Here is a 20,538-nt window from a genome sequence, read left to right as displayed (position 1 = left end):
AATGGATGAATCTTTAAAATCTAATCAATAGTTTCTTTTGCAACAGCATAAAAAAGTACAGTAATCTTCTCATCACTGAGATTATTTTAAAACTTTCTTCTCTGGTGTGGCCCAAATCACTAACCCAATTCCACCCAAAACAATCACTGCGGAAATAATAATTCGCCAGCTAAGTTCCTCACCTATAAACAACGCACCGCCTAAAATGGCTAAACATGGCACAGATAGCTGCACACTGCTCGCCGTCACGCGATCAATACGCTTCACTATGACATACCACAGTACATAAGCACCGCTAGATGCTAAGCCGCCTGAAAGTACTGCTAAAAGCACCCCTTGAGGCTGAGCAAAGCTTTGTGCATAAAACGCAGCATAAGCCAGCAATACAAAAGGAATAGCCATTACAAAATTTGCCAGCGTACTTGCCAACGGGTTTTGCATGTTCTTACCCGCAATACTGTACATTGCCCAGCCTATGCCTGAAAGCACCATAATGGCCGCATAAACCAAGTTGGGTGCTGCTGCGCCCGGCAGCAACAAAATCAAAATACCGAGAATTGCGATGCCCAACCCTACGCCACGCTGAATATTGATTTTTTCACCATGACACAAACCATAGCCGACCATACTCAACTGTACTGTACCAAACAAAAGCAATGCTCCTACACCTGCATCTATATGCACATAGGCCAGTGAAAAAGCCACCATATAGAGCGCAAGGCAAAAACCATTTTTAATATTCCATTCGATTTTGGCTTTTTGTACAGAAAATATATAGAGCAGCAATAAAACGGCTGCACCGCTAAATACACGTATTAGGCTAAAACTGATTGGGTCAATTTGATGACCCGCCAACGCCAAACGGCATAAAACCGAATTGGCTGCAAAAGCCAGCATGGCAATCGAGATCTTAAACAGCATAGTTGAGCATCCCTCTTCAACCGCATCTCGTAGATATAGCGAATATATCTTATTAAATCTATACAGATTTTCTGATTCAATTTATAAGAAAGACAAATGAACCAACATCTTTCATATTTATCAACCATTAGTTTTCTTATTGATCTTTAGAAAAAAATGCAATCACATTAGCCTCAGTGAGTTGCTCTGTAGAATATTTAAACTGGTAAAAATCGGGCTTATTATCAATATAAATTTCTGTAGTCAGTTTTAAATCTTTCGGCTGATCTTGCATGGCAAAGACATTAATGTTGCAATAACTACCATCCTGGGTACGCCAGAAAAGCAAGGTGCCGCAGCGACTACAAAAACCACGCTCTCCCCATTCAGAAGATTGAAATAGCGCTAAATGTTCTTGATCTTCAAACTTTAAACTGTCTGGCTCTACATCCACACTCATCAGTACACCACTTGACTGCTGACGGCACATGGAACAGTGACAGGCGTGTACATCATGATTTTTTAATTCTGCTTGGAACTTAGTTTTACCGCATAAACAGGATACATTCATTGTTATTTCCTTGATTACGTTAATACTGATCAAAAATATCTAAAATATTGTTTCTTCTATGTATAAATGACAAATTCATCTCTGTATAAGTTTTATTAAAGAATTTTAAAACAATTATCTTATCAATTTGTTTTATTCACTATTTTAGATATATGAACATATGCTTCAAATCAAATGGAAAAATGATTTTTACAGCCATGCATTTTGCACGAATTAACTCAAAGCTGAGTGTTGACGACATGGTTAAATTTTGCTTAATTGAAATCTAGGTTCCTTTTTGGAACTGATCAATCAATAAGGAAATAATGACAATGAATCCAAAAGAAATGACCGGACTACAATTTCTACAAGCTATGTGTGCAGGAAAAATTCCAGCTGCAAGTATTAGTGAAACTATTCCAATGCAACCTTATGATGTTTCAGAAGGAACAATTCATTTCAGAGTAAAAGCAGATCATCGTCATTTAAATCCGTTAGGGGGCGTACACGGTGGTTTTTCAGCCACAGTTTTGGATTCCGTTACAGGTTGCGCAGTACACAGTATGCTAGAAGCTGGTGTAGGGTACGGCACTATCGACTTAAATATAAAAATGTGCCGTCCTATCCCTAAAAATAAAGAGCTTCATGCTATGGGTACGGTCATTAATATGAGTAAGAACCTGGGCATATCTGAAGGTAGAATTATCGATGAAGAAGGTAAACTTTATGCCCATGCTACTGCGACTTGCATGATTATCCGTTAAGGTTAAATCCGGTCTTTAAAAGATAACAAAACAGAGCTTAAGCTAACCACTTAAGCTCTGTAGTTTAATCAGGGTTAGATCGCTGATTTAAATGATTTTGTTAGCGCTGGAAAATCGACTTCTGGACGTGAAGTGCCTTTATAAATACATAAATATTTAAATACGCTATCGAGCGATACAGAGAGCTTCTTCTGTTCTGATACTGACCAGACTTTAGAGTTATTTCGTCCAGTTAAGGCGCTGCCATTCAACTGGTATAAATATAAATCATGATCACGTTGCAAAGGTTGTTTACGACCATTGGAATAACTATCTAGAAGCAATTGGCAAGGTGAGTCAATCAACCATTTATCGCTAAACCAAAGTTGTAACAAATCACCCAAATATAAGGCTTGAGTTCCAACAGGCCACACTTGGATATAAGCATCTTCAACAGCAGTTTGATAACGATCTGGATTTTGAATAATGGAAAGATAATTGTCTTGATAAAAAGATAAATTTGAAAAAATTTCGGCAATCGTCAGCGTACGCATTCGCTTTCTCCTGTTTAGCCATTTTAGTGCTGGCAAGTTGGTTTAAATCCACACTGTTTGAACTTTCATTCAAACGCTCTGTTATGCATTTAATCTAACAAGCCGATTTTGGCTGTGCAAGTTTTTTTAACATTTTTGATTTATTTGTCTAAATAAAAAGCATACAGCACAAAAATTAAGGAATCATGACACTTTTAGCTTGACCCCCTAAAAAATCTCCTTATAATCGCATGCAGATTCTCCAATAGCTCAGTCGGTAGAGCGACGGACTGTTAATCCGCAGGTCCCTGGTTCGAGCCCAGGTTGGAGAGCCAAATACGAAAAAGCCCGCAGCATTAAAGCGGGCTTTTTTTTGCCTGAATAATATAGAACGGTTTAAATCATCATAAAAACAATTATTCTTATTGCCTGTTTTTTTAAATTCAACCTCCGAATATCTAGCTGATATCAAGTTACCCTATTCATAGCCATAAATTTTTAGAGATATAGAAAAATCATTGTTGAATAATAGACTTCTTTCATAAGTCATTTTTCAATTATGACAAGTCGTTTATAAAGCCAAAATTAAAAATAAATTTTAGTAGGTAGTGGAATTATGAGAGTGGCATGGATGCCACATGTTTCCAATCACGACAAGGATATTGTGTATGGGAAATAAAAGGTTTTTCTTGCGAACTCAAAATATATTTTGATGTTCTCATTTTGATCTTTCAAAAGTAGAGATATCGCCTACGCAAAAGCATAAAAATCGAATCAATTAAATAAAACAATACTGATTTAAAAAAATCTAATAGTAAATATTTTTTGATTTATGTAAGTTATCTAATGAGCAAGCAATAAAAGAAAAGCGCATCGAAATGCGCTTTTTTATATTCACTCATCTAAATATAGATAAACCTGAAGATTTTTTTATTGCTGAGGTAAAGGAATATATTGTGAATTGCTATTCTGCGCTTTACGTTCAGCCACCACTACATTCAGGCTTAAAGGTTTCTCATCTCGCACTACTTCAACTTTGATGGTGCTATTTGGAGCTTGCAAGGCTACATAATTAATCAAGTGTGAAGCAGAATTAATCGGCTCTCCATTGACTTGAATAATCTTGTCGCCTTTTTGAATTCCCGCTTTGGCTGCTGGGCCTTGAGGAAGCACATCTGCAACCACAACACCTGCTTGCTTAGGTTCAAGAATGTTTTCCTGTTGGACTGGCATTAGGCTAATACCTAACCAGCCACGGACTACACGCCCATCTTTCAAAATTGAATTCAGAATTTGCTGGCACACTTTCGCTGGAATGGCAAAACCAATACCCAATGAACCACCAGATTGAGAAAAAATAGCCGTATTGACGCCAATCAAATTACCTGCAACATCAATCAGTGCACCACCCGAGTTACCAGGGTTAATAGCCGCATCGGTTTGGATGAAGTCTTCATAAGTGTTAATGCCCAAATCCGAGCGATTGGTAGCCGAGATAATCCCTTGAGTGACTGTTTGCCCAACACCAAAAGGATTACCAATGGCAAGAACGACATCGCCTACTTCATTACCACTCAGTTTAAACGGTAAAACAGGAAGCTTGTCCAGTTCAATCTTAATTACGGCAAGATCTGTATCGGGGTCTGTACCAATAATTTTTGCTACAGCGCGACGTCCATCATTCAATCCGACCACAATTTGATCAGCTTGTGCGATCACATGATTATTAGTCAAGATATAACCATCTGAACGAACAATAACACCAGAACCCAAGCTGTTTTCATTTTGCTCCTGACCGAATTGATCTGGTACTTGATCACCAAAAAATTCACGGAAGGCAGGATCATTTAACAATGGATGTTCAGTCTGCTTTACTTTTTGAGTGGTAAAAATATTCACCACTGCTGGAGCAGCAACTTTAACCGCAGCGTTATAAGAATCAATACCGCCTGTCCTCGTAGTACTGACCAAAGGCTCCACTTTTTCTACCGGCATTTTTACGCCATCAGCCGCAACAGGTGCTTTTGGCTGTTGGTATTGTTGCCATGCAAGAAAACCCAGCGTGACCAAAATGAGTAAAACCCAAGGTAACCATGTAAAGGTGCGACGCACGTTAATTTCCTCTAACAATATTTTAATTCGTTGATGACTAAGTAATTTATGCGCCATTGTAAAATGAAATACAGCAGGAAACATAAAAATAGTGAAAGAGTTTTGTGATGCTTTAGTTACAGTTCAAAATATGTTTTGATGATGTTAAATATTTAGGCTTTTGAGAAATTTATGGCAAAGCTCAATGAGATTATTCAGTGGTGCGACCACATCCTGAAATCACCCGAATTTAAAGACTATGCACCAAATGGTCTGCAAATTGAAGGTAAACCTGATGTAAATAAAATTTTGTGTGCAGTGACTGCATCACAAGGTGCAATTGAAGCCGCAATTGAACAAGGTGCGGATATGCTGTTGGTCCATCATGGCTATTTCTGGAAAGGTGAACCCTATCCGATTACTGGCATGCGCGGCAAACGCATAAAAAGTTTAATTCAACATGATATTTCACTGGCAGGCTATCATCTACCTTTAGATAGCCACCCAACTTTAGGTAATAATGCAGCTATTGCAGATATTTTAGCATTAGAAAATATTGAAGCCCTAGATCCAAGTGAACATCATCCGATTGGTAATATTGGTTATTTAAAACAACCCGTATCTGCTGAAGAATTTAAACTGTATGTATCTCAGCGTTTAGATTTTAATGCCATTCATCTTGCTGCTGATAAAAAATCAATCCAAAAAATCGGTTTCTGTACCGGTGGCGCACAAGATTTTATTGGCAAAGCGGCTGAACGAAATTGTGATGCTTATATTTCCGGTGAAGTCAGTGAACGGACTTTTTATGAAGCAAAAGAACTGAATGTGCATTATTACGCGTGTGGACATCATGCAACCGAGCGGTATGGGGTACAACGTCTGGCAAAAGCTATTTCAGAACAGTTCGATATTGAGTATAGTTACTTCGAATTAAACAATCCGATTTAATTCAAATTTGACGGTTTGACATTTCCTTTATACGTATAAATTTAGGCTTTATTCTGTATTGTTATTTATAAGCAATGCGCAATTTAGGCAAAGAATCCATTACAATAAAGCCACTTAATGTCAAAACCCAGCAAAATGCAAGGAATTGAAAACATGACAACGATTACTTTACCAGCACTTCCATACGGTTATGAAGATCTTGCTCCACATATCAGCAAAGAAACTTTAGAATACCATCACGACAAACATCACAACACATACGTTGTAAACTTGAATAACCTAATCAAGGGTACTGAGCTTGAAGGTAAAACTTTAGAAGAAATCATTAAAGCGTCTGCTGGTGATGCTGCTAAAGTTGGCGTATTCAACAATGCTGCTCAAGTTTGGAACCATACATTCTACTGGAACTGTATGACTAAAAACGGTGGTGGTAAAGCGACTGGTACTTTAGCTGCTAAAATTGATGAAGCTTTCGGTTCGTATGAAAAATTTGCTGAAGAATTTGCTGCTGCTGCAACCACTCAATTCGGTTCAGGTTGGGCTTGGTTGGTTGCTGACGAAGTAAATGGCAACTTATCTATTCTTAAAACTTCAAATGCTGACACTCCACTTGCTCACGGTAAAGTTGCAGTGTTGACGATTGACGTTTGGGAACACGCTTACTACATCGACTACCGTAATGCACGTCCTGCTTACATCAAAACTTTCATGGAAAGCTTGGTAAACTGGGATTATGCAAATGCTAAATATGCTGGCCAAGAAGCTGGCGTTGAAAAATAAGATTTGTAATAAATTTTAATTTTGCATAAAAAACCACCTCCTGTAGGTGGTTTTTTTATTTTTCGGGCATATCTGCATAATTATAAGGCAAATGATTCATTTCTTTATATTTACGTGTTGACGACTTAGGTTTTGATGCCTAAAATGCGCATCAGATTCTCCAATAGCTCAGTCGGTAGAGCGACGGACTGTTAATCCGCAGGTCCCTGGTTCGAGCCCAGGTTGGAGAGCCATCTATTCTTCCATAGCTCAGTCGGTAGAGCGACGGACTGTTAATCCGCAGGTCCCTGGTTCGAACCCAGGTGGAAGAGCCAGATTCTAAAAAGCCCACTCATCATGCAGTGGGCTTTTTTTATCAATCAAATGTCTATTTCATATGCAACACATGTGTTGAATGTGTTCTCTTTAATCCACATTTTTTACTTAAATCATAGATTATTCCCCAATCTATTGTTCACTGATCAAAATTTAGTTATGTTCATCCTAATAAAAATATTTTAATAAATCTTATGAATACAACTTGGATGAAGTCTCTGGTTTTCTGGATTATTTTACTTATTGTCATGTTCGCAGTGTTTCAATGCAGTCAAAATTCTGAAAATAAAAAACAGGCTTCCGCACTCATGTATGAACGCTTATTTCATTGTACCCGTAATTTACCCCAAAAGAATCTGGATGTTTTAAAACATATTCAACAACAACTCAAACCTGAACTCACTCAAGCCGAGCTGATGGAATTGATCAAGGAGTGCCGTAAAGCACACCCCTTACAAAGCAAAGAAAATTATATCAACTTAATAAAATCGCTTAAATAACAAGCAATAAGTTTATTTTTAAAACATTCAATTCATTTTCACGGTTTTTTTAAGCATAAGCCCTTGACCCTTTAAGCTTAGATACATAGAATGCGTATCAGATTCTCCAATAGCTCAGTCGGTAGAGCGACGGACTGTTAATCCGCAGGTCCCTGGTTCGAGCCCAGGTTGGAGAGCCAAATTCTAAAAACCCACTCATCAGAGTGGGTTTTTTCTTATATCAAGATTTTATTGTGTTCGATTCAAGTCAAGTCACTTTTTTCCTTATTGGTTGTATTGCCAGTCTTGCTTTGCTGACTATTGTTTTTCAGCAATTGTTCAAACCACGGCAAAAATTCTTTCCCAAACGTGTAATCACGCATTTTGAAAGCAAGATGTTTATTCGTCTCAAAGAAACCTTCCCTCAACATCATCTTCTGGCTCAAGTCGCTTTTAGTGCTTTAATTACCAACAATAACTTGAAGATTCGCAATAAGTTCAATCGTAAAGTAACCGACTTCGTTTTATTGAATCAAAAGCTTGAGGTGGTTGCCATTATCGAGCTGGATGATCCCAGCCATATAGGCAAAGAACAGGAAGATGCTGAACGAGATGCCATGCTAAATGAAGCTGGCTATCAGGTTTATCGCTATACCGATATTCCGAGTGCCGATCGCTTAAGAAGAGACATTTTAAATTAGTTCAATCTGTCAATGAAAGCCACCTTATCGGTGGCTAGATTTCACCGATCCAGATCATTTATTTTCTTGCTGTTCAGCTGATTCAGTAACCGCTTCTGAAGCAGATTGTTCAGCTGCTTCACGTGCTTTAATCCGTTCCAGTATTTGCGCTTGCTGCTGTTTATATTTTTCTTGATTTTTCTCATCACTACTGACTGCAAGATAAGCCATAGTCACCAGAAAAATAGGAATGCATAACCCCAATGTCATCCAAATAATCATCTTCTTCGTATTTGGCTTCGAGCTGGACTGTGACATCATCAACACCTACAGGATTCATCAATAAAAATATAGTCCAATATACTTGAAGTACTGAAGTACAACCATTTTTAATCCTATTCATCAGGTCATAAAAAAAAGTACCGTCAATCGATGCTTTTAATTTATTTAGACCTTATCGCTTTAAGATTACAGCAATGCAATAAAAATTCCGGCAAAAATAATCAGTCCTACCCAACGGTTATGACGGAATGCCCAAAAGCAGAGTTGCGGATTTCTGTCTTTAGTTTTTGCCCACTGATAGATAAAGTCAGCCACCACCACCAGCAATGCAGTTAATCCAAAAGGAATAAGTAAATTCTCTCGGTACAATGCTCCACTAATCAGCAATACACTTACTGCCTGTAAGAGTGAGATGATTTCAATGTCGTATTTTCCGAATAAAATCGCAGTTGATTTTACGCCTATTTTTAAATCATATTCACGGTCAGTAATGGCATATTGCGTATCATAAGCCACCGTCCAGGCCAGATTACCAAAGTATAAAAGCCAACAGGTCAGGTCAGGTGTCTGCCCGACTGCAGTATATGCCATCGGAATAGACCACGAAAATGCCGCACCTAAAAACACTTGCGGCAAGTTGGTATAGCGTTTCATAAATGGGTAGATAAACGCTAATAGCAATGCACCAAATGACCAGTAAAAGGTTTCGATTGGCAAGAAAAACAATAGGCAGGCACTTGCCGCAACAAGAATTAAAAATACCCAAATGGCTTCTATCGGCTTAATCACGCCTGTCGCTAAAGGTCGATCCTTGGTTCTGGCTACAGCACCATCTACTTTACGGTCAGCAAAATCATTGATGGCACAGCCTGCTGCACGCATAAAAACAATACCCAAGATCATCAGGAGCAGTACTTTTAAATCTGGCCTGCCTTGATTTGCAATCCACAATGCCCACATGGTCGGCCAAAACACCAACTCTGTACCAATCGGCTTATCAAAACGACATAAATAGTAATACGCTGCTAAACGCTCACGCCATGTAGTCTGTTGCACAATGTCCATGACTGTCCTTAACCCATATTCTGTTAAATGTTTTACTGTGAAGTATTTTGCTGAATAAACTGTTCAAACGCAGGCAAAAACGTCTCTTGAACAATAAATTTACAACCATGCCAAGTATAGCAACTTTGCCGTGTCCAGCCATCTTCAAGCAAAATCACACGGCGCTCACAATCTGGATTGGTGCGTTGAAACAAGAACCAGCCAATCGGTTTTTTACCAATATGCTGAAAGATACGTGCACGGGACTGCAGACTTAAAATCGGAAAGATACTTTTCGCTTTAACCCAAGGCTGGTCTTCACAGCCATATAAATAGCTTTCACGCACCCATGAGCTATGCTGATGTGGCATTTTCATCCATTTTGCATCACTAAAACTCAAACGCTGAAAATATTCTTGAATCGGTTCTACTTTAAAAATTCCAGCGGCCACATCAGTAAGTTGCTGAGTCAAAGAACCTGATGCATACAACCATGGGCGTAATTCAGCAGGAATTCGCATATCCTGTATTTTATATGCTCGCTTGTTCTGCATAAACCCACTGCTCGTTTAAGTTAATTGCTCTTAATCTCATATATACATCAGGTTAGCAATAGCCGAGCTCACTCAACCCTCACTTCCCCACCCTATCCAATCAAATACGATTAACAATTGTCCGTCTTGGCAATCACTTCAAATTTGCCTTGCGCAGTCTTGATTAAAATCATCCCTTCAGCACTCAAATAAAAACTTTGCGGATAGGCATAATCCAGCGCCAGCTCTGGATTTTTTAAAGCTACAAATTCTGCCTGCTTATAACCTTCCACAGTACGGCCTATTTCTAGGTACGTCACAGCAGAAAAATTCATTTTAAAACCTTGATCATGATCTTTTGGATTAACCCAAGGATAGAAACTGGTGTGTTTTTTACGCTGTGCCATATAGGTCATCTAATATTCATTAATATAAACAGATGATACAAAAAAACCCGCGACATGCGCGGGTTTTTTCAAGCTTAAATTCAGATCAGAATTAAAGGCTGTAGTACATGTCGAATTCAACTGGGTGAGTCGTCGTATTCAAGCGACGTACTTCTTCAGTTTTAACTTCGATGTATGCATCAAGCATATCTTTGGTGAATACGCTACCTTTTAACAGGTAGTCATGATCCGCCTGAAGTGCTTCAAGCGCCATATCTAGGCTATGCGCAACTGTAGGGATTTTCGCTTCTTCTTCAGGAGGAAGATCATACAAGTTTTTGTCAGCAGCTTCACCTGGGTGAATCTTGTTTTGGATACCGTCAAGACCAGCCATCAACAATGCTGCGAAACCTAAGTACGGGTTCATCATTGGATCTGGGAAACGTGCTTCAATACGCTTGCCTTTCGGGCTAGAAACGTAAGGAATACGGATAGACGCTGAACGGTTACGTGCTGAGTAAGCAAGCATAATCGGAGCTTCATAATGTGGCACTAAACGCTTGTACGAGTTAGTAGAAGGGTTAGTAATCGCATTCAATGAACGTGCGTGTTTGATCACACCGCCAATGAAGTAAAGCGCCATTTCTGACAAACCTGCGTATTCATCCCCTGCAAACAAGTTCTTGCCATCTTTAGAGATTGACATGTGAACGTGCATACCAGAACCATTATCGCCAACCATAGGCTTAGGCATAAAGGTCGCAGTTTTAGCATATTGGTGCGCAACGTTCCAAACTGCATATTTGAACTGTTGTACTTCGTCCGCCTTACGAACCATAGTATTGAAGCTCACACCAATTTCTAACTGGCAAGATGCAACTTCGTGGTGATGTACTTCTACACGACCAGGGCCCATGATGTCTTCGATTTTTGCACACATTTCTGCACGCATATCATGTGAAGAATCCACAGGAGGAACCGGGAAGTAACCGCCTTTAACACGTGGTCGATGACCTGAGTTACCACCTTCATAATCTTTGTTGGTTGACCAGGCAGCTTCTTCAGCGATTAATGTATGGCGCGCGCCAGACATATCGATTTCCCATTTCACTTCGTCAAAAACAAAGAATTCTGGTTCCGGACCAAAGAATGCAGTATCCCCAATACCTGTAGATTTTAAATATTCTTCTGCACGGCGAGCAATTGAACGTGGGTCACGGTCGTAACCTTGGCCAGTTGAAGGCTCAATCACGTCACAAGTGACAACAACTGTTGCTTCAGCAAAGAATGGGTCAAGGAAGCATGTTTCAGCATCTGGACGTAAAATCATGTCCGACGCTTCAATGCCTTTCCAACCTGCAATTGAAGAACCATCAAACATTTTACCGTCTTCAAATGTATCTTCGTCAATCGTATCTGCTGGGTAAGTTACGTGTTGCTCTTTACCCTTAGTATCAGTAAAGCGAAAATCGACCCATTTTGCGCCACTTTCTTGGATGAGTTGAAGGACCTTGTTCGCCATGCTCATTTTGCTCCGATGATTTTTTGTTGCACCTGCTAAGTGCGTGTTAGTAGTTGGCAGTTATTAAGCAATTCTCATACCAACTTTAAAAAACAAAGATAAAATATTGAATTCTTTATCAGAATAGAAGATTTAGATACTTTAGTTTGAGGCTATTATACTGTGTGCAAATGCAAATGCACCATATTCAAACACTCTAGATTATATTTGTTTAAAAAGCCGCTCCTAGTGTATCAAAATGGTGCAAATTTATTTTTAAAAGTTGTCAATACGTTTGGTTTTCAGCTATTTTGTTTAATTTTGTCAATATGAGATTAAAATAAGGACTCAAAAATTAATTTATATCCATGTTAATGATTTGATTAGCTAATATATCGACTCTTTCATTTTATCCTCATTTCTAAAGTTAAAATTAGAACAATGCTATCTCATTATTTTTACAATATTTTATATTTCCTCCACTTTAATCCGCCGTTTTTTTCAACACTTAAATAAAGAGGGAGAGTGCGCTATTTTGGGGATCAGGGCTAGATAGCCTTTGCTTTTATTAATGCTTCTTTATTAAGCCCAGCTTCAACTAATCAAATCTTAATACAAATCGAAATTACTTATAATTAGTCTGATAGTTCACTTGAATTTTAGATTTTATTGATTTTAAATCTGAATACAGTCGCCATGTTTAGATTTGCTTTTAATGATTGAAATAACGAATGATGAATTTCACTTAAGATAAAATGCAAATAAACCCGCTTATTCTCATCATGTGATCCCTCTAAAATCATTATCATAGAAATAGTTCAGCCGAAAATGCTTATTTTTTGCTATGATTATTCACGCTCCGTTTTTTATCCGTTTTAATAAGCTTTATTGACATAAGGTTGCGCTCTGAAACTGGACATAACGTGAGTATTCCTGGACTATTCGAGCACATATAAGTGCATAAATTTCAATAGGTTAGCTCATGCTTTTAATGATCGACAACTATGACTCCTTTACCTATAACATCGTTCAATATTTTGGCGAGTTAAATCAAGACGTAAAAGTAGTCCGTAATGATGCCGTGACATTGGAAGATATCGAGCGATGGCAACCCCAATATCTGGTGATTGGTCCTGGCCCTTGTTCACCAAGTGAAGCCGGAATTTCAATTCCAGCCATTCAGCACTTTGCCGGCAAAATCCCATTGCTTGGTGTGTGTTTGGGACATCAAGCGATTGGCCAGGCTTTTGGTGGGGATATTATTCGCGCCAAGAACGTCATGCACGGTCGCTTGTCCGATATGTATCACAGCAACAAGGGCATCTTTAGCAACCTGCCTTCCCCCTTTTCTGCGACACGCTATCATTCACTGGTGATTGATCAGGCGACCGTACCAGATTGTTTGGAAGTGACTTGCTGGACCAATGAAGCCGATGGCCGCATGGAAGAAATTATGGGTGTTAAACATAAGACATTAGCCGTCGAAGGCGTGCAGTTTCACCCTGAATCAATTTTAAGCCAGCATGGTCATCAAATCTTCCAAAACTTCTTAGAAATTTATGCATAAAGAGCGTAACGAAAATAATGAACATTCAACAAGCTTTAAATAATATTACCAAACAGATTCACTTGACCCAGCCACAAATGGAAGATGTGATGCGCAGCATCATGTCCGGTGAAGCAACCGATGCTCAAATCGGTGCGCTGATGATGGGCTTACGCTTGAAAGGCGAAAGCATTGATGAAATTACTGCAGCCGCGCGTGTGATGCGTGAGTTTGCGATCAAAATTGATGTTAGCGATCTTCCACATTTAGTCGATATCGTCGGTACTGGCGGTGACGGTCAAAACCTGTTTAATGTCTCTACTGCATCCAGTTTTGTGATTGCTGCTGCCGGTGCCACCATTGCCAAGCATGGTAACCGTGGGGTGTCTTCTAAATCAGGTTCATCCGACCTGCTTGAAAAAGCAGGTATTAACCTGAACCTGAATATGCAGCAAACTGAACGCTGTATCCGTGAAATGGGCGTCGGTTTCCTGTTTGCGCCGAATCATCACAAAGCCATGAAATATGCTGTGGGTCCACGTCAAGAACTGGGTATTCGCAGTATTTTCAACTTGCTTGGCCCACTGACCAATCCGGCTGGAGTACAACGTTTTGTACTGGGTGTATTCTCAAATGAACTGTGCCGCCCGATTGCCGAAGTCATGAAACAATTGGGTGCTGAACATGTGATGGTGGTTCATTCTAAAGACGGTTTAGATGAAATCAGTCTGGCATCTTCAACTTATGTCGCTGAACTGAAAGATGGTGAAATCACGGAATGGATGATTAACCCTGAAGATGTCGACATTGAATCACAGACTTTAACCGGTTTAATTGTTGAAGATTCAGCCGAAAGCCTCGCTTTAATTAAAGATGCTTTAGGCAAGAAAAAATCGGCGAAAGGCGAAAAAGCGGCTAACATGATTGCACTCAATGCAGGTGCAGGCCTCTATGTGTCCGGCTTAACCACAAGCTATAAACAAGGTGTGGCATTAGCCCATGACATTATTTACGGCGGACAGGCTTTAGAAAAAATGAGCGTTTTGTCTGAATTCACCAAAACTCTCAAAGAATATGAAGCTTAAGGCTATAAAGGAAATATTGTTATGTTAGATATCGCAAATACGATTTTAGGTAAAATTGTTGACCGCAAGCAGATAGAATTTGCTGCACGTTTAAAGCAATATAGCTTAAAAGATTTAGAAGAACTGGCGCAGGCAGCAACACCGGTGCGTGGTTTCGCAAAATCTTTACTTGGTAAACGTCCAGGTGTAATTGCTGAAATTAAGAAAGCATCACCGTCTAAAGGCGTGATTCGTGAAAATTTTAATCCTGCTGAAATTGCCCAGCAATATGAGCAAGCGGGTGCAGCCTGTTTATCGGTATTGACGGATGTGGACTTTTTCCAAGGTGCGGACGAAAATATTGCGATTGCTCGTTCTCATTGTGCCCTTCCCGCACTCCGCAAGGATTTCCTGATTGACCCTTATGGTGTGATTGAAGCACGTGCCCTGCATGCAGACTGTATTCTTCTCATTGTGGCTTGTCTGTCTGATCAGCAACTGGAAGAAATGTCTAAAACCGCATTTGAACATAATTTAGATGTACTGGTTGAAGTGCATGATGAACAAGAGCTTGAACGTGCACTGAGACTTTCAGAACGTTGCTTGCTAGGCGTGAACAACCGTAATTTAAAAACCTTTGATGTCGATTTAAATACATCTCTGCGTTTAAAGAAATTACTTGAGCCTTCACGTTTACTGGTGACTGAAAGTGGTATTGCCACACCAAATGATGTCCACATGATGCAACAGCATGATATTCATGCCTTCCTTGTGGGTGAAAGTTTTATGAAACAGCCTCGTCCAGATCATGCATTCACCGCATTATTTGGTCAGCCTGAACCTGTTTGATGAATAATTAAGATTATGAGTAAACATGATTCTTCGCTTTCGAAAGATCAGTACAACTTGCTGAAATCTTTTAAAAAGCAAATGACCAATCCGCATTCAACTGCTCTTGCCAAGCAACCTGAGCCTAAAGCTCAGACCCAGCAAGAACCGGAAGATGATTTCGATTTGTTCCAGAAGTCGATGCAAGGTGTCAAAAAGATGGACACCAGTAATATTGCGCCGATTGAAAAGAACAAAAAGAAAAAAATGGATGCCCAAACATTAGCAAAACGTGCTTCAGCCACTGGCCCAATGCAAATAGACAATGCTGAGCTGTCTGATACCCAAGCCATGCTGAACCCTGTTGCCAGTCAAGCCACCTTAAGCTATCGCATTGCAACTTTACAGCACAAAGTGTTTGAAGATTTAAAAGCGGGAAATTTACGCTGGTTTGAAGCGGTGGACCTACATGGTTGTACAGTTGAAGATGCGCGAGCTGCGGTATTACAGATCATTCAAATGGCAAAAGATGAAAATCAAAATGTCATTAAAATTGTGCATGGTAAAGGCCCTGAAGCCATTTTAAAAACCTATGTGAATGGCTGGCTTCGTCAACACCGTGATGTTTTAGCATTTGTCAGTGCGCCTGAAAAGCAAGGGGGCACGGGTGCCGTTTTGGTTTTACTCAAACGTGCAGAGAAGAACCCGAAATTTAAACAGTAAGCAGAATTTTTCCCCAAAACACGGCATTGTAGCGGTTTTCTGCTACAATGCCGTCCTTGTTCAATATCAGTGTAAGTGAACACGTCTTATGTCTATGCAGCAATCCTACGCCAACATTTTAACCGCCGTTGGTGAAGATCTTAATCGTCCTGGTCTTAAAGATACGCCAATGCGTGCTGCTAAAGCTTTTTCGTACTTAACGTCTGGATATAGCAAAACTTTGGAAGAAGTGACCAATAGTGCGGTCTTCCCTTCTGACAACTGTGAAATGGTTTTAGTGAAAAATATTGAATTCTATTCTTTATGCGAACACCATTTATTGCCTTTTTACGGTCGTGTGCATATTGCTTATTTACCTGAAGGGAATGTTTTAGGTTTATCCAAATTTGCCCGTATTACTGAAATGTTTGCACGTCGTTTGCAAATTCAGGAAAACCTGACTCAACAGATTGCTGAAGCTGTGGCTGAAGTGACCAAAGCACGCGGTGTTGCGGTGATGATTGATTCTGCACATATGTGCATGATGATGCGCGGTGTAGGGAAACAGGAATCCACCACTCGTACGGTTTCTTTCGTTGGAGATTTTAAAACCAATAAAGAAGAACGTCGTGAGTTTTTAAGTGCTTTACCTGAAAATTACTAAGTTTGAAAGATTCAAAAAAGCCCCGACGAAATGGGGCTTTTTTATTGATGCTTCAATCTGTTTCGTTTATATAACTCTTAACTTTAAGGACAAGTCATGTCATCTATTTGGTTAGCAGGTTACGGTTTGACTCAGAGTAAGGCAACGATTGATTATCCTCGTCCTGATCGTCTGGTTGCAGGTAATCCTAAACGTATCACCCAAAGTTTATATGAGCATCCCAATATGAACTGTGGCATCTGGACGTGTGAAGTGGGAGCATGGAATATTCAATTTGCTGCCAACAAACAGGAATTCTTTCAGGTGATTGAAGGTCTGGTACGTTTACATGATGCCAAAACACAAAGTTTTATCGAAATTAAAACAGGTAAAGCTGGCATTATCCCCCCTGGCTTTAGGGGTAAATTTGAAGTCGTGGAAGCAGTTAAAAAATATTTTGTCGTGGTTGAAGCCTAAAAGCTGTTTTATACCCCTAGACTATACTGGGCACTTTGTTGGCTCTGTCTACGGTCAAGATAATATTTCATGCTTAACTTTATTTGCCCACATAAACATTATTGCGCCCATTATTTTTTGCAGCATACAGCGCTGAATCCACAGCATCCAGGAAACGTTGATAATCGGGATGTCCATCATAAAGTGAACAACCGATACTGACGGTAAAATTAAAACTATTGCCCGTAGCGGTACGAATAGACGTTTCCTGAACACGCTTGCGGATATTTTCTGCAATTTCCTGCGCTCGGGTTAAATCACTGTCTACCAGAAGCAACAAAAATTCTTCCCCACCCACCCGGAATGCATAATCACTTCCCCTTACCGACTCCAGCAACACTTCACCAATAAACTGTAACGCCAAATCACCGGCTCCATGACCGTATTTGTCATTAATTCGCTTAAAGTAATCGGCATCAATTGCGAGCAAAGACAACGGCACATCATTTTTTCGAGAAAAATTAATCTCTCGGGAAATAATAGTATTTAAATAGCGTCGATTGAGCAGCTGAGTTAAAGAATCATTTCCTGAATCAATATATTCAGCCACCTGAAAAATCTGATCGACCAAATGCTGGATTTCTCTATTTTTCTCACGTATGTGTTGGATCAATTGAATAGTTTTATCTTTTTCAACACACGCTAAAACATTTTCATTTAACTGGTCAATCTCATAAATTCGCTCAATGATGACATCAACTTGCTCTGAACCTGTAAATGCATAGGCTGCTTTATGAATAAACCATAAACCAAACTCAGATTTCGATAATAAAGGATGCTTAAAATCAACCTTGTCTGAAAAAACTTTAAACATCAGCTCATTTTCCCAATCCAGTAATGAGCCACGCTGCTTATCTTTTTGTACGGCTACATCTTGCATGGCTGAAAATAAACGGTAGGTATGCTTGATGTCATTACTTTTTTCTACATTCACTTCATAAGAACGGCACATGATTTCAGACGCAAAACCCAATACCTGAATAATATAATTGATAATAACGAAACTATTTTTCTGTACTTTAAAGGATTGCAGATGAAAAACTTTATTTTCAATCTCCCGCACACCACGCATGATCAACCAGGAAGGAATCCCGATACGCGCATGAACTGTTCCCACCACCAGCTGTTTCTTTGACATTTCTTCAAAGTTTTGCTGAAATGGCACATTAAAACAATCGACTAGCCATTGGTTCAAAGTCGCTTTTAAACGGTTTTGAACAAGATTGTCCGAGAGAAAGTAGGATGCTTCTTTTTCTCGCATAATATTTTTATAGAATTCATCTACTAAAACGAGTGAATGGGCTTGAATAAATTGAAAAGTGTCATTTAAATCAGTTGTAGAGTAGCCAGCACAAATCGATTTCCATTGCTCCGCCAGCATGGCAATACTCTCTGTATTCATACAATTGATTCCAACAGCTTTAAAATTTAAAGGGAGATAATTAATTTATAAATATAACAAATTTTCAAAAAAATTACTGTGTGATCTATTTTAAGTTTTATCTAAATAATGAGATAACTAACAAAATATGATCTGATTTTAAAAAAAGTTTATATATCCTAAGCTTGCCTTATTCCAGTTTTTTCCATCCTGTTGTTGATATTCCCAGCCCACTCGAATCGCATTTTGCTGATTCAACACATATTGCCATTGAGTATTCAATTTCAATTGCCACTGGTGTGAATCTTCCCAATACGGCAATTCTACTTGAATTAAAGAATTAATTTTATCTGACCAAATATTCTGGCAGCCTAAGGTTGGTCCCATAGCGACACGCCAACCTTCATCCAATGCCTTGCCGGCTTGAATATGATTTTGCAGCTGCGCATAACATAAATGCTCACGTGCCTGATCGGAATAGCTATAGCCCATTTGCACTTTTAAATTGGCGACTCCATGCTGTTCCTGTTCACTAAACCTTCCACCCTGCTCTAATGCTTCTTGCTGCCAGCCTAAATTAAAGCCCCAAGACAAAGGCAGTTTAAAGGGTGAAACAGGATTGTAAGAATTGACTGTCATCAGGTCCATTTGTTCAAATTTCAGCTCATCTTCACGGTACTGTATTGCTGTATTTAAAAATAACAGCTGTGTGCCGGTACGAAAACCGCTCTGAGGATCTATCAGGTCATGATAGGCCTGCCTGTGTCCAAGCTCGATAAATTTCTCACCCTGCACTTCACCCGCCTGAATTGAAATATGACGAGCGTTATGACTTTGGGTCGGATCCGTTTTTGGACGCATCGGCGATTTTCGCTGCTTTTCTATATCAAGCTGGCTTCTTAAACCCAGTAACTGACGGAAACGAGGCTGGGCAAAAAATTTATCGACTTTTTGTCTCAGAAAATCCAGATATAGATGGTCATAGGCCATCTCCAGAATTTTAGCCTGATCCTGCACCGAAAACTTCTGTAGCTTTAAAGACTGAGTGTCTGTATTTGCATATGCCACCTGATGGGCAGTTTTCGCCAAAGTTGTACCGTGCTGTCTAGCTTGTGCCAATAATTGTGTTTCCAAAGCAGGTCGATAAATTTTTTCCTTGAGCAGACCTTGCTGTTCCACAACTTTCAGGGTTTCTATAGGAATAGCAGCTGAATTGAACTGTTGTTGAAGATTTAGCTCGGGACGTGCCAGGTCAAAAAGTCCGAGCAAGCGGTAAGCACAGTTGTCATTGATAAAATAATACGGGAAACTGACTTTCTGCATTTCCCACAGATGTTGAACCAGAAACTGCGTTTCTTCCGGATTTAAATTCAGCTCATATTCCCATAAATCACGACTTTCAAAGTCACCATATTCTTTGACCTTACGATAATAAGGCATTAGGGAATATTCGCCCGGGTATTGTCCGGTCAAGCCTTTCCAGGCAAAAGACCAGTTATCATTACTGTTTACTGTGGCCGCATAGTTTACCGCATAGGAAATCAGGTTTAATTGTTGCTGATCTTTCGGATCTAGACGCAATAAGGTATGGCCAAACATGGAGCTGGGATTACCCATAAAATCTGTGGCATAGATTAAAGTAGCCTTATAAGGTTTGACCTGACCAATCCACTGTTCAAATTCGGGACAGCTTACCGCCGGTAGTTGCTGTTCAGAGATGTTCAGCTGCTGTATCAGCCAGTGACTGCGTGCCGGAAATTTACAGCGTATCGATTGATTCGGTTCTGCTGCCGTAAATAAAGCCTGTATATTCTGCTGCATTTCCTTTTTAAGGTCGATTGATCCGTGCTCGGCCAAAAAATAACCTGCATAATTAACTTCGCTTTTACCCTGTGCATTCGCATACATGAGGCGTTGCCAGGTACGAGCGTGATTCAGCTGTTTGGTCTCGGCCAGATTGAGATAACTTTGTATTTCCGGTTTTATTTCGGCTGCATGACTTAAATGGACACAGGTCAGACCAAGCAGTAAAAAGGCATATTTCATTCAGTAATTTTATTCTCTGCAATTCTTGTATTCATAAGAAAACC

General features: G+C 39.6%; 22 protein-coding genes and 4 tRNA genes. 15 read left to right on the top strand and 11 right to left on the bottom strand.

Going from position 1 to position 20,538, the window contains the following annotated elements; translation table 11 throughout:
- Positions 1-81: 81 nt before the first annotated feature.
- Both AC3CAU_RS08280 and AC3CAU_RS08275 read right to left on the bottom strand, forming a co-directional pair.
- Positions 82-921 (bottom strand): DMT family transporter, encoded by an 840-nt coding sequence (locus tag AC3CAU_RS08280; RefSeq protein ID WP_447054270.1) that lies wholly within the window; start codon positions 919-921, stop codon positions 82-84.
- Positions 922-1,057: 136 nt separating this feature from the next.
- Positions 1,058-1,471: a GFA family protein gene (locus AC3CAU_RS08275; protein WP_447054269.1), complete on the bottom strand. Its 414-nt coding sequence runs from the start codon at positions 1,469-1,471 to the stop codon at positions 1,058-1,060.
- Between the two features lie 311 nt (positions 1,472-1,782).
- Here AC3CAU_RS08275 and AC3CAU_RS08270 point away from each other — a divergent pair, with 311 nt between their 5' ends.
- Positions 1,783-2,214: a PaaI family thioesterase gene (locus AC3CAU_RS08270; RefSeq protein WP_447054268.1), complete on the top strand. Its 432-nt coding sequence runs from the start codon at positions 1,783-1,785 to the stop codon at positions 2,212-2,214.
- Positions 2,215-2,288: 74 nt separating this feature from the next.
- On the opposite strand, the gene AC3CAU_RS08265 is transcribed toward AC3CAU_RS08270, so the two are convergent.
- A complete protein-coding gene (locus tag AC3CAU_RS08265) occupies positions 2,289-2,747 on the bottom strand; it encodes a hypothetical protein (protein WP_425917749.1) in 459 nt (152 codons plus the stop codon).
- Between the two features lie 238 nt (positions 2,748-2,985).
- Here AC3CAU_RS08265 and AC3CAU_RS08260 point away from each other — a divergent pair.
- A tRNA-Asn gene (locus AC3CAU_RS08260) sits at positions 2,986-3,061 on the top strand.
- A 595-nt stretch (positions 3,062-3,656) separates the two neighbouring features.
- On the opposite strand, the gene AC3CAU_RS08255 is transcribed toward AC3CAU_RS08260, so the two are convergent.
- Positions 3,657-4,838 (bottom strand): trypsin-like peptidase domain-containing protein, encoded by a 1,182-nt coding sequence (locus tag AC3CAU_RS08255; RefSeq protein WP_447054267.1) that lies wholly within the window; start codon positions 4,836-4,838, stop codon positions 3,657-3,659.
- A 171-nt stretch (positions 4,839-5,009) separates the two neighbouring features.
- On the opposite strand from AC3CAU_RS08255, the gene AC3CAU_RS08250 reads away from it, so the two are divergent.
- From AC3CAU_RS08250 to AC3CAU_RS08220, 7 genes are all read left to right on the top strand, one after another.
- Positions 5,010-5,768, top strand: a complete 759-nt coding sequence (locus tag AC3CAU_RS08250) for a Nif3-like dinuclear metal center hexameric protein (protein ID WP_447054266.1) — start codon at positions 5,010-5,012, stop codon at positions 5,766-5,768.
- Between the two features lie 153 nt (positions 5,769-5,921).
- Positions 5,922-6,548 carry a superoxide dismutase gene (locus tag AC3CAU_RS08245; RefSeq protein ID WP_131213569.1) on the top strand — a complete coding sequence of 209 codons (627 nt, stop codon included), beginning with the start codon at positions 5,922-5,924 and terminating at the stop codon, positions 6,546-6,548.
- A gap of 157 nt (positions 6,549-6,705) precedes the next feature.
- A tRNA-Asn gene (locus AC3CAU_RS08240) sits at positions 6,706-6,781 on the top strand.
- Positions 6,782-6,786: 5 nt separating this feature from the next.
- Positions 6,787-6,862, top strand: a tRNA-Asn gene (locus AC3CAU_RS08235).
- A 195-nt stretch (positions 6,863-7,057) separates the two neighbouring features.
- Positions 7,058-7,363, top strand: coding sequence for a hypothetical protein (locus AC3CAU_RS08230; RefSeq protein ID WP_131213571.1), 306 nt, complete (start codon positions 7,058-7,060; stop codon positions 7,361-7,363).
- Between the two features lie 103 nt (positions 7,364-7,466).
- Positions 7,467-7,542 (top strand) — tRNA-Asn (locus AC3CAU_RS08225).
- 54 nt (positions 7,543-7,596) lie between these two features.
- Positions 7,597-8,043, top strand: a complete 447-nt coding sequence (locus AC3CAU_RS08220; protein ID WP_447054265.1) for a DUF2726 domain-containing protein — start codon at positions 7,597-7,599, stop codon at positions 8,041-8,043.
- Between the two features lie 54 nt (positions 8,044-8,097).
- On the opposite strand, the gene AC3CAU_RS08215 is transcribed toward AC3CAU_RS08220, so the two are convergent.
- The 5 genes from AC3CAU_RS08215 to glnA all read right to left on the bottom strand — a co-directional run bounded on the left by AC3CAU_RS08215 (position 8,098) and on the right by glnA (position 11,795).
- A complete protein-coding gene (locus tag AC3CAU_RS08215) occupies positions 8,098-8,340 on the bottom strand; it encodes a hypothetical protein (protein WP_425917738.1) in 243 nt (80 codons plus the stop codon).
- A 150-nt stretch (positions 8,341-8,490) separates the two neighbouring features.
- The gene (ubiA, locus tag AC3CAU_RS08210) at positions 8,491-9,369 is read right to left on the bottom strand and encodes a 4-hydroxybenzoate octaprenyltransferase (RefSeq protein WP_447054264.1); all 879 of its coding nucleotides are present in this window, start codon (positions 9,367-9,369) and stop codon (positions 8,491-8,493) included.
- 32 nt (positions 9,370-9,401) lie between these two features.
- Positions 9,402-9,902, bottom strand: coding sequence for a chorismate--pyruvate lyase family protein (locus AC3CAU_RS08205; RefSeq protein WP_447054263.1), 501 nt, complete (start codon positions 9,900-9,902; stop codon positions 9,402-9,404).
- A 110-nt stretch (positions 9,903-10,012) separates the two neighbouring features.
- Positions 10,013-10,288 carry a hypothetical protein gene (locus AC3CAU_RS08200; RefSeq protein ID WP_447054373.1) on the bottom strand — a complete coding sequence of 92 codons (276 nt, stop codon included), beginning with the start codon at positions 10,286-10,288 and terminating at the stop codon, positions 10,013-10,015.
- A gap of 91 nt (positions 10,289-10,379) precedes the next feature.
- Positions 10,380-11,795, bottom strand: a complete 1,416-nt coding sequence (gene glnA, locus AC3CAU_RS08195; protein ID WP_447054262.1) for a type I glutamate--ammonia ligase — start codon at positions 11,793-11,795, stop codon at positions 10,380-10,382.
- 955 nt (positions 11,796-12,750) lie between these two features.
- Here glnA and AC3CAU_RS08190 point away from each other — a divergent pair.
- From AC3CAU_RS08190 to AC3CAU_RS08165, 6 genes are all read left to right on the top strand, one after another.
- Complete coding sequence (locus AC3CAU_RS08190; protein ID WP_424621066.1) at positions 12,751-13,335, top strand: aminodeoxychorismate/anthranilate synthase component II; 585 nt, start codon at positions 12,751-12,753, stop codon at positions 13,333-13,335.
- A 17-nt stretch (positions 13,336-13,352) separates the two neighbouring features.
- A complete protein-coding gene (gene trpD / locus AC3CAU_RS08185; RefSeq protein WP_424621064.1) occupies positions 13,353-14,399 on the top strand; it encodes an anthranilate phosphoribosyltransferase in 1,047 nt (348 codons plus the stop codon).
- A 21-nt stretch (positions 14,400-14,420) separates the two neighbouring features.
- The gene (trpC, locus tag AC3CAU_RS08180; RefSeq protein ID WP_424621062.1) at positions 14,421-15,227 is read left to right on the top strand and encodes an indole-3-glycerol phosphate synthase TrpC; all 807 of its coding nucleotides are present in this window, start codon (positions 14,421-14,423) and stop codon (positions 15,225-15,227) included.
- 15 nt (positions 15,228-15,242) lie between these two features.
- On the top strand, positions 15,243-15,929 hold the full coding sequence (locus AC3CAU_RS08175; protein ID WP_447054261.1) for a Smr/MutS family protein: 687 nt from the start codon (positions 15,243-15,245) through the stop codon (positions 15,927-15,929).
- A gap of 94 nt (positions 15,930-16,023) precedes the next feature.
- Entirely contained in the window at positions 16,024-16,572 is a 549-nt protein-coding gene (gene folE, locus AC3CAU_RS08170; RefSeq protein WP_447054372.1) for a GTP cyclohydrolase I FolE, read from the top strand.
- Positions 16,573-16,668: 96 nt separating this feature from the next.
- Entirely contained in the window at positions 16,669-17,028 is a 360-nt protein-coding gene (locus AC3CAU_RS08165) for a cupin domain-containing protein (protein ID WP_447054260.1), read from the top strand.
- A 79-nt stretch (positions 17,029-17,107) separates the two neighbouring features.
- On the opposite strand, the gene AC3CAU_RS08160 is transcribed toward AC3CAU_RS08165, so the two are convergent.
- On the bottom strand, positions 17,108-18,469 hold the full coding sequence (locus tag AC3CAU_RS08160; RefSeq protein ID WP_447054259.1) for a diguanylate cyclase: 1,362 nt from the start codon (positions 18,467-18,469) through the stop codon (positions 17,108-17,110).
- A 138-nt stretch (positions 18,470-18,607) separates the two neighbouring features.
- The gene (locus AC3CAU_RS08155; protein ID WP_447054258.1) at positions 18,608-20,494 is read right to left on the bottom strand and encodes an Lnb N-terminal periplasmic domain-containing protein; all 1,887 of its coding nucleotides are present in this window, start codon (positions 20,492-20,494) and stop codon (positions 18,608-18,610) included.
- Positions 20,495-20,538 lie beyond the last annotated feature (44 nt).

The organism is Acinetobacter sp. GG23 (assembly GCF_057766365.1).
This window is presented reverse-complemented; position numbering and strand designations above follow the sequence as displayed.

What these genes read in the sequence shown, in the direction of transcription:
- AC3CAU_RS08175 (WP_447054261.1), top strand. Translation starts at nt 15,243, where the DNA reads ATGAGTAAACATGATTCTTCGCTTTCGAAAGATCAGTACAACTTGCTG.
- ubiA (WP_447054264.1), bottom strand. Translation starts at nt 9,369, where the DNA reads ATGGACATTGTGCAACAGACTACATGGCGTGAGCGTTTAGCAGCGTAT.
- AC3CAU_RS08280 (WP_447054270.1), bottom strand. Translation starts at nt 921, where the DNA reads ATGCTGTTTAAGATCTCGATTGCCATGCTGGCTTTTGCAGCCAATTCG.
- AC3CAU_RS08165 (WP_447054260.1), top strand. Translation starts at nt 16,669, where the DNA reads ATGTCATCTATTTGGTTAGCAGGTTACGGTTTGACTCAGAGTAAGGCA.
- AC3CAU_RS08275 (WP_447054269.1), bottom strand. Translation starts at nt 1,471, where the DNA reads ATGAATGTATCCTGTTTATGCGGTAAAACTAAGTTCCAAGCAGAATTA.
- AC3CAU_RS08250 (WP_447054266.1), top strand. Translation starts at nt 5,010, where the DNA reads ATGGCAAAGCTCAATGAGATTATTCAGTGGTGCGACCACATCCTGAAA.
- glnA (WP_447054262.1), bottom strand. Translation starts at nt 11,795, where the DNA reads ATGAGCATGGCGAACAAGGTCCTTCAACTCATCCAAGAAAGTGGCGCA.
- AC3CAU_RS08265 (WP_425917749.1), bottom strand. Translation starts at nt 2,747, where the DNA reads ATGCGTACGCTGACGATTGCCGAAATTTTTTCAAATTTATCTTTTTAT.
- AC3CAU_RS08200 (WP_447054373.1), bottom strand. Translation starts at nt 10,288, where the DNA reads ATGGCACAGCGTAAAAAACACACCAGTTTCTATCCTTGGGTTAATCCA.
- AC3CAU_RS08245 (WP_131213569.1), top strand. Translation starts at nt 5,922, where the DNA reads ATGACAACGATTACTTTACCAGCACTTCCATACGGTTATGAAGATCTT.
- AC3CAU_RS08155 (WP_447054258.1), bottom strand. Translation starts at nt 20,494, where the DNA reads ATGAAATATGCCTTTTTACTGCTTGGTCTGACCTGTGTCCATTTAAGT.
- AC3CAU_RS08230 (WP_131213571.1), top strand. Translation starts at nt 7,058, where the DNA reads ATGAATACAACTTGGATGAAGTCTCTGGTTTTCTGGATTATTTTACTT.
- AC3CAU_RS08190 (WP_424621066.1), top strand. Translation starts at nt 12,751, where the DNA reads ATGCTTTTAATGATCGACAACTATGACTCCTTTACCTATAACATCGTT.
- trpC (WP_424621062.1), top strand. Translation starts at nt 14,421, where the DNA reads ATGTTAGATATCGCAAATACGATTTTAGGTAAAATTGTTGACCGCAAG.
- AC3CAU_RS08205 (WP_447054263.1), bottom strand. Translation starts at nt 9,902, where the DNA reads ATGCAGAACAAGCGAGCATATAAAATACAGGATATGCGAATTCCTGCT.
- trpD (WP_424621064.1), top strand. Translation starts at nt 13,353, where the DNA reads ATGAACATTCAACAAGCTTTAAATAATATTACCAAACAGATTCACTTG.
- folE (WP_447054372.1), top strand. Translation starts at nt 16,024, where the DNA reads ATGCAGCAATCCTACGCCAACATTTTAACCGCCGTTGGTGAAGATCTT.
- AC3CAU_RS08215 (WP_425917738.1), bottom strand. Translation starts at nt 8,340, where the DNA reads ATGTCACAGTCCAGCTCGAAGCCAAATACGAAGAAGATGATTATTTGG.
- AC3CAU_RS08270 (WP_447054268.1), top strand. Translation starts at nt 1,783, where the DNA reads ATGAATCCAAAAGAAATGACCGGACTACAATTTCTACAAGCTATGTGT.
- AC3CAU_RS08160 (WP_447054259.1), bottom strand. Translation starts at nt 18,469, where the DNA reads ATGAATACAGAGAGTATTGCCATGCTGGCGGAGCAATGGAAATCGATT.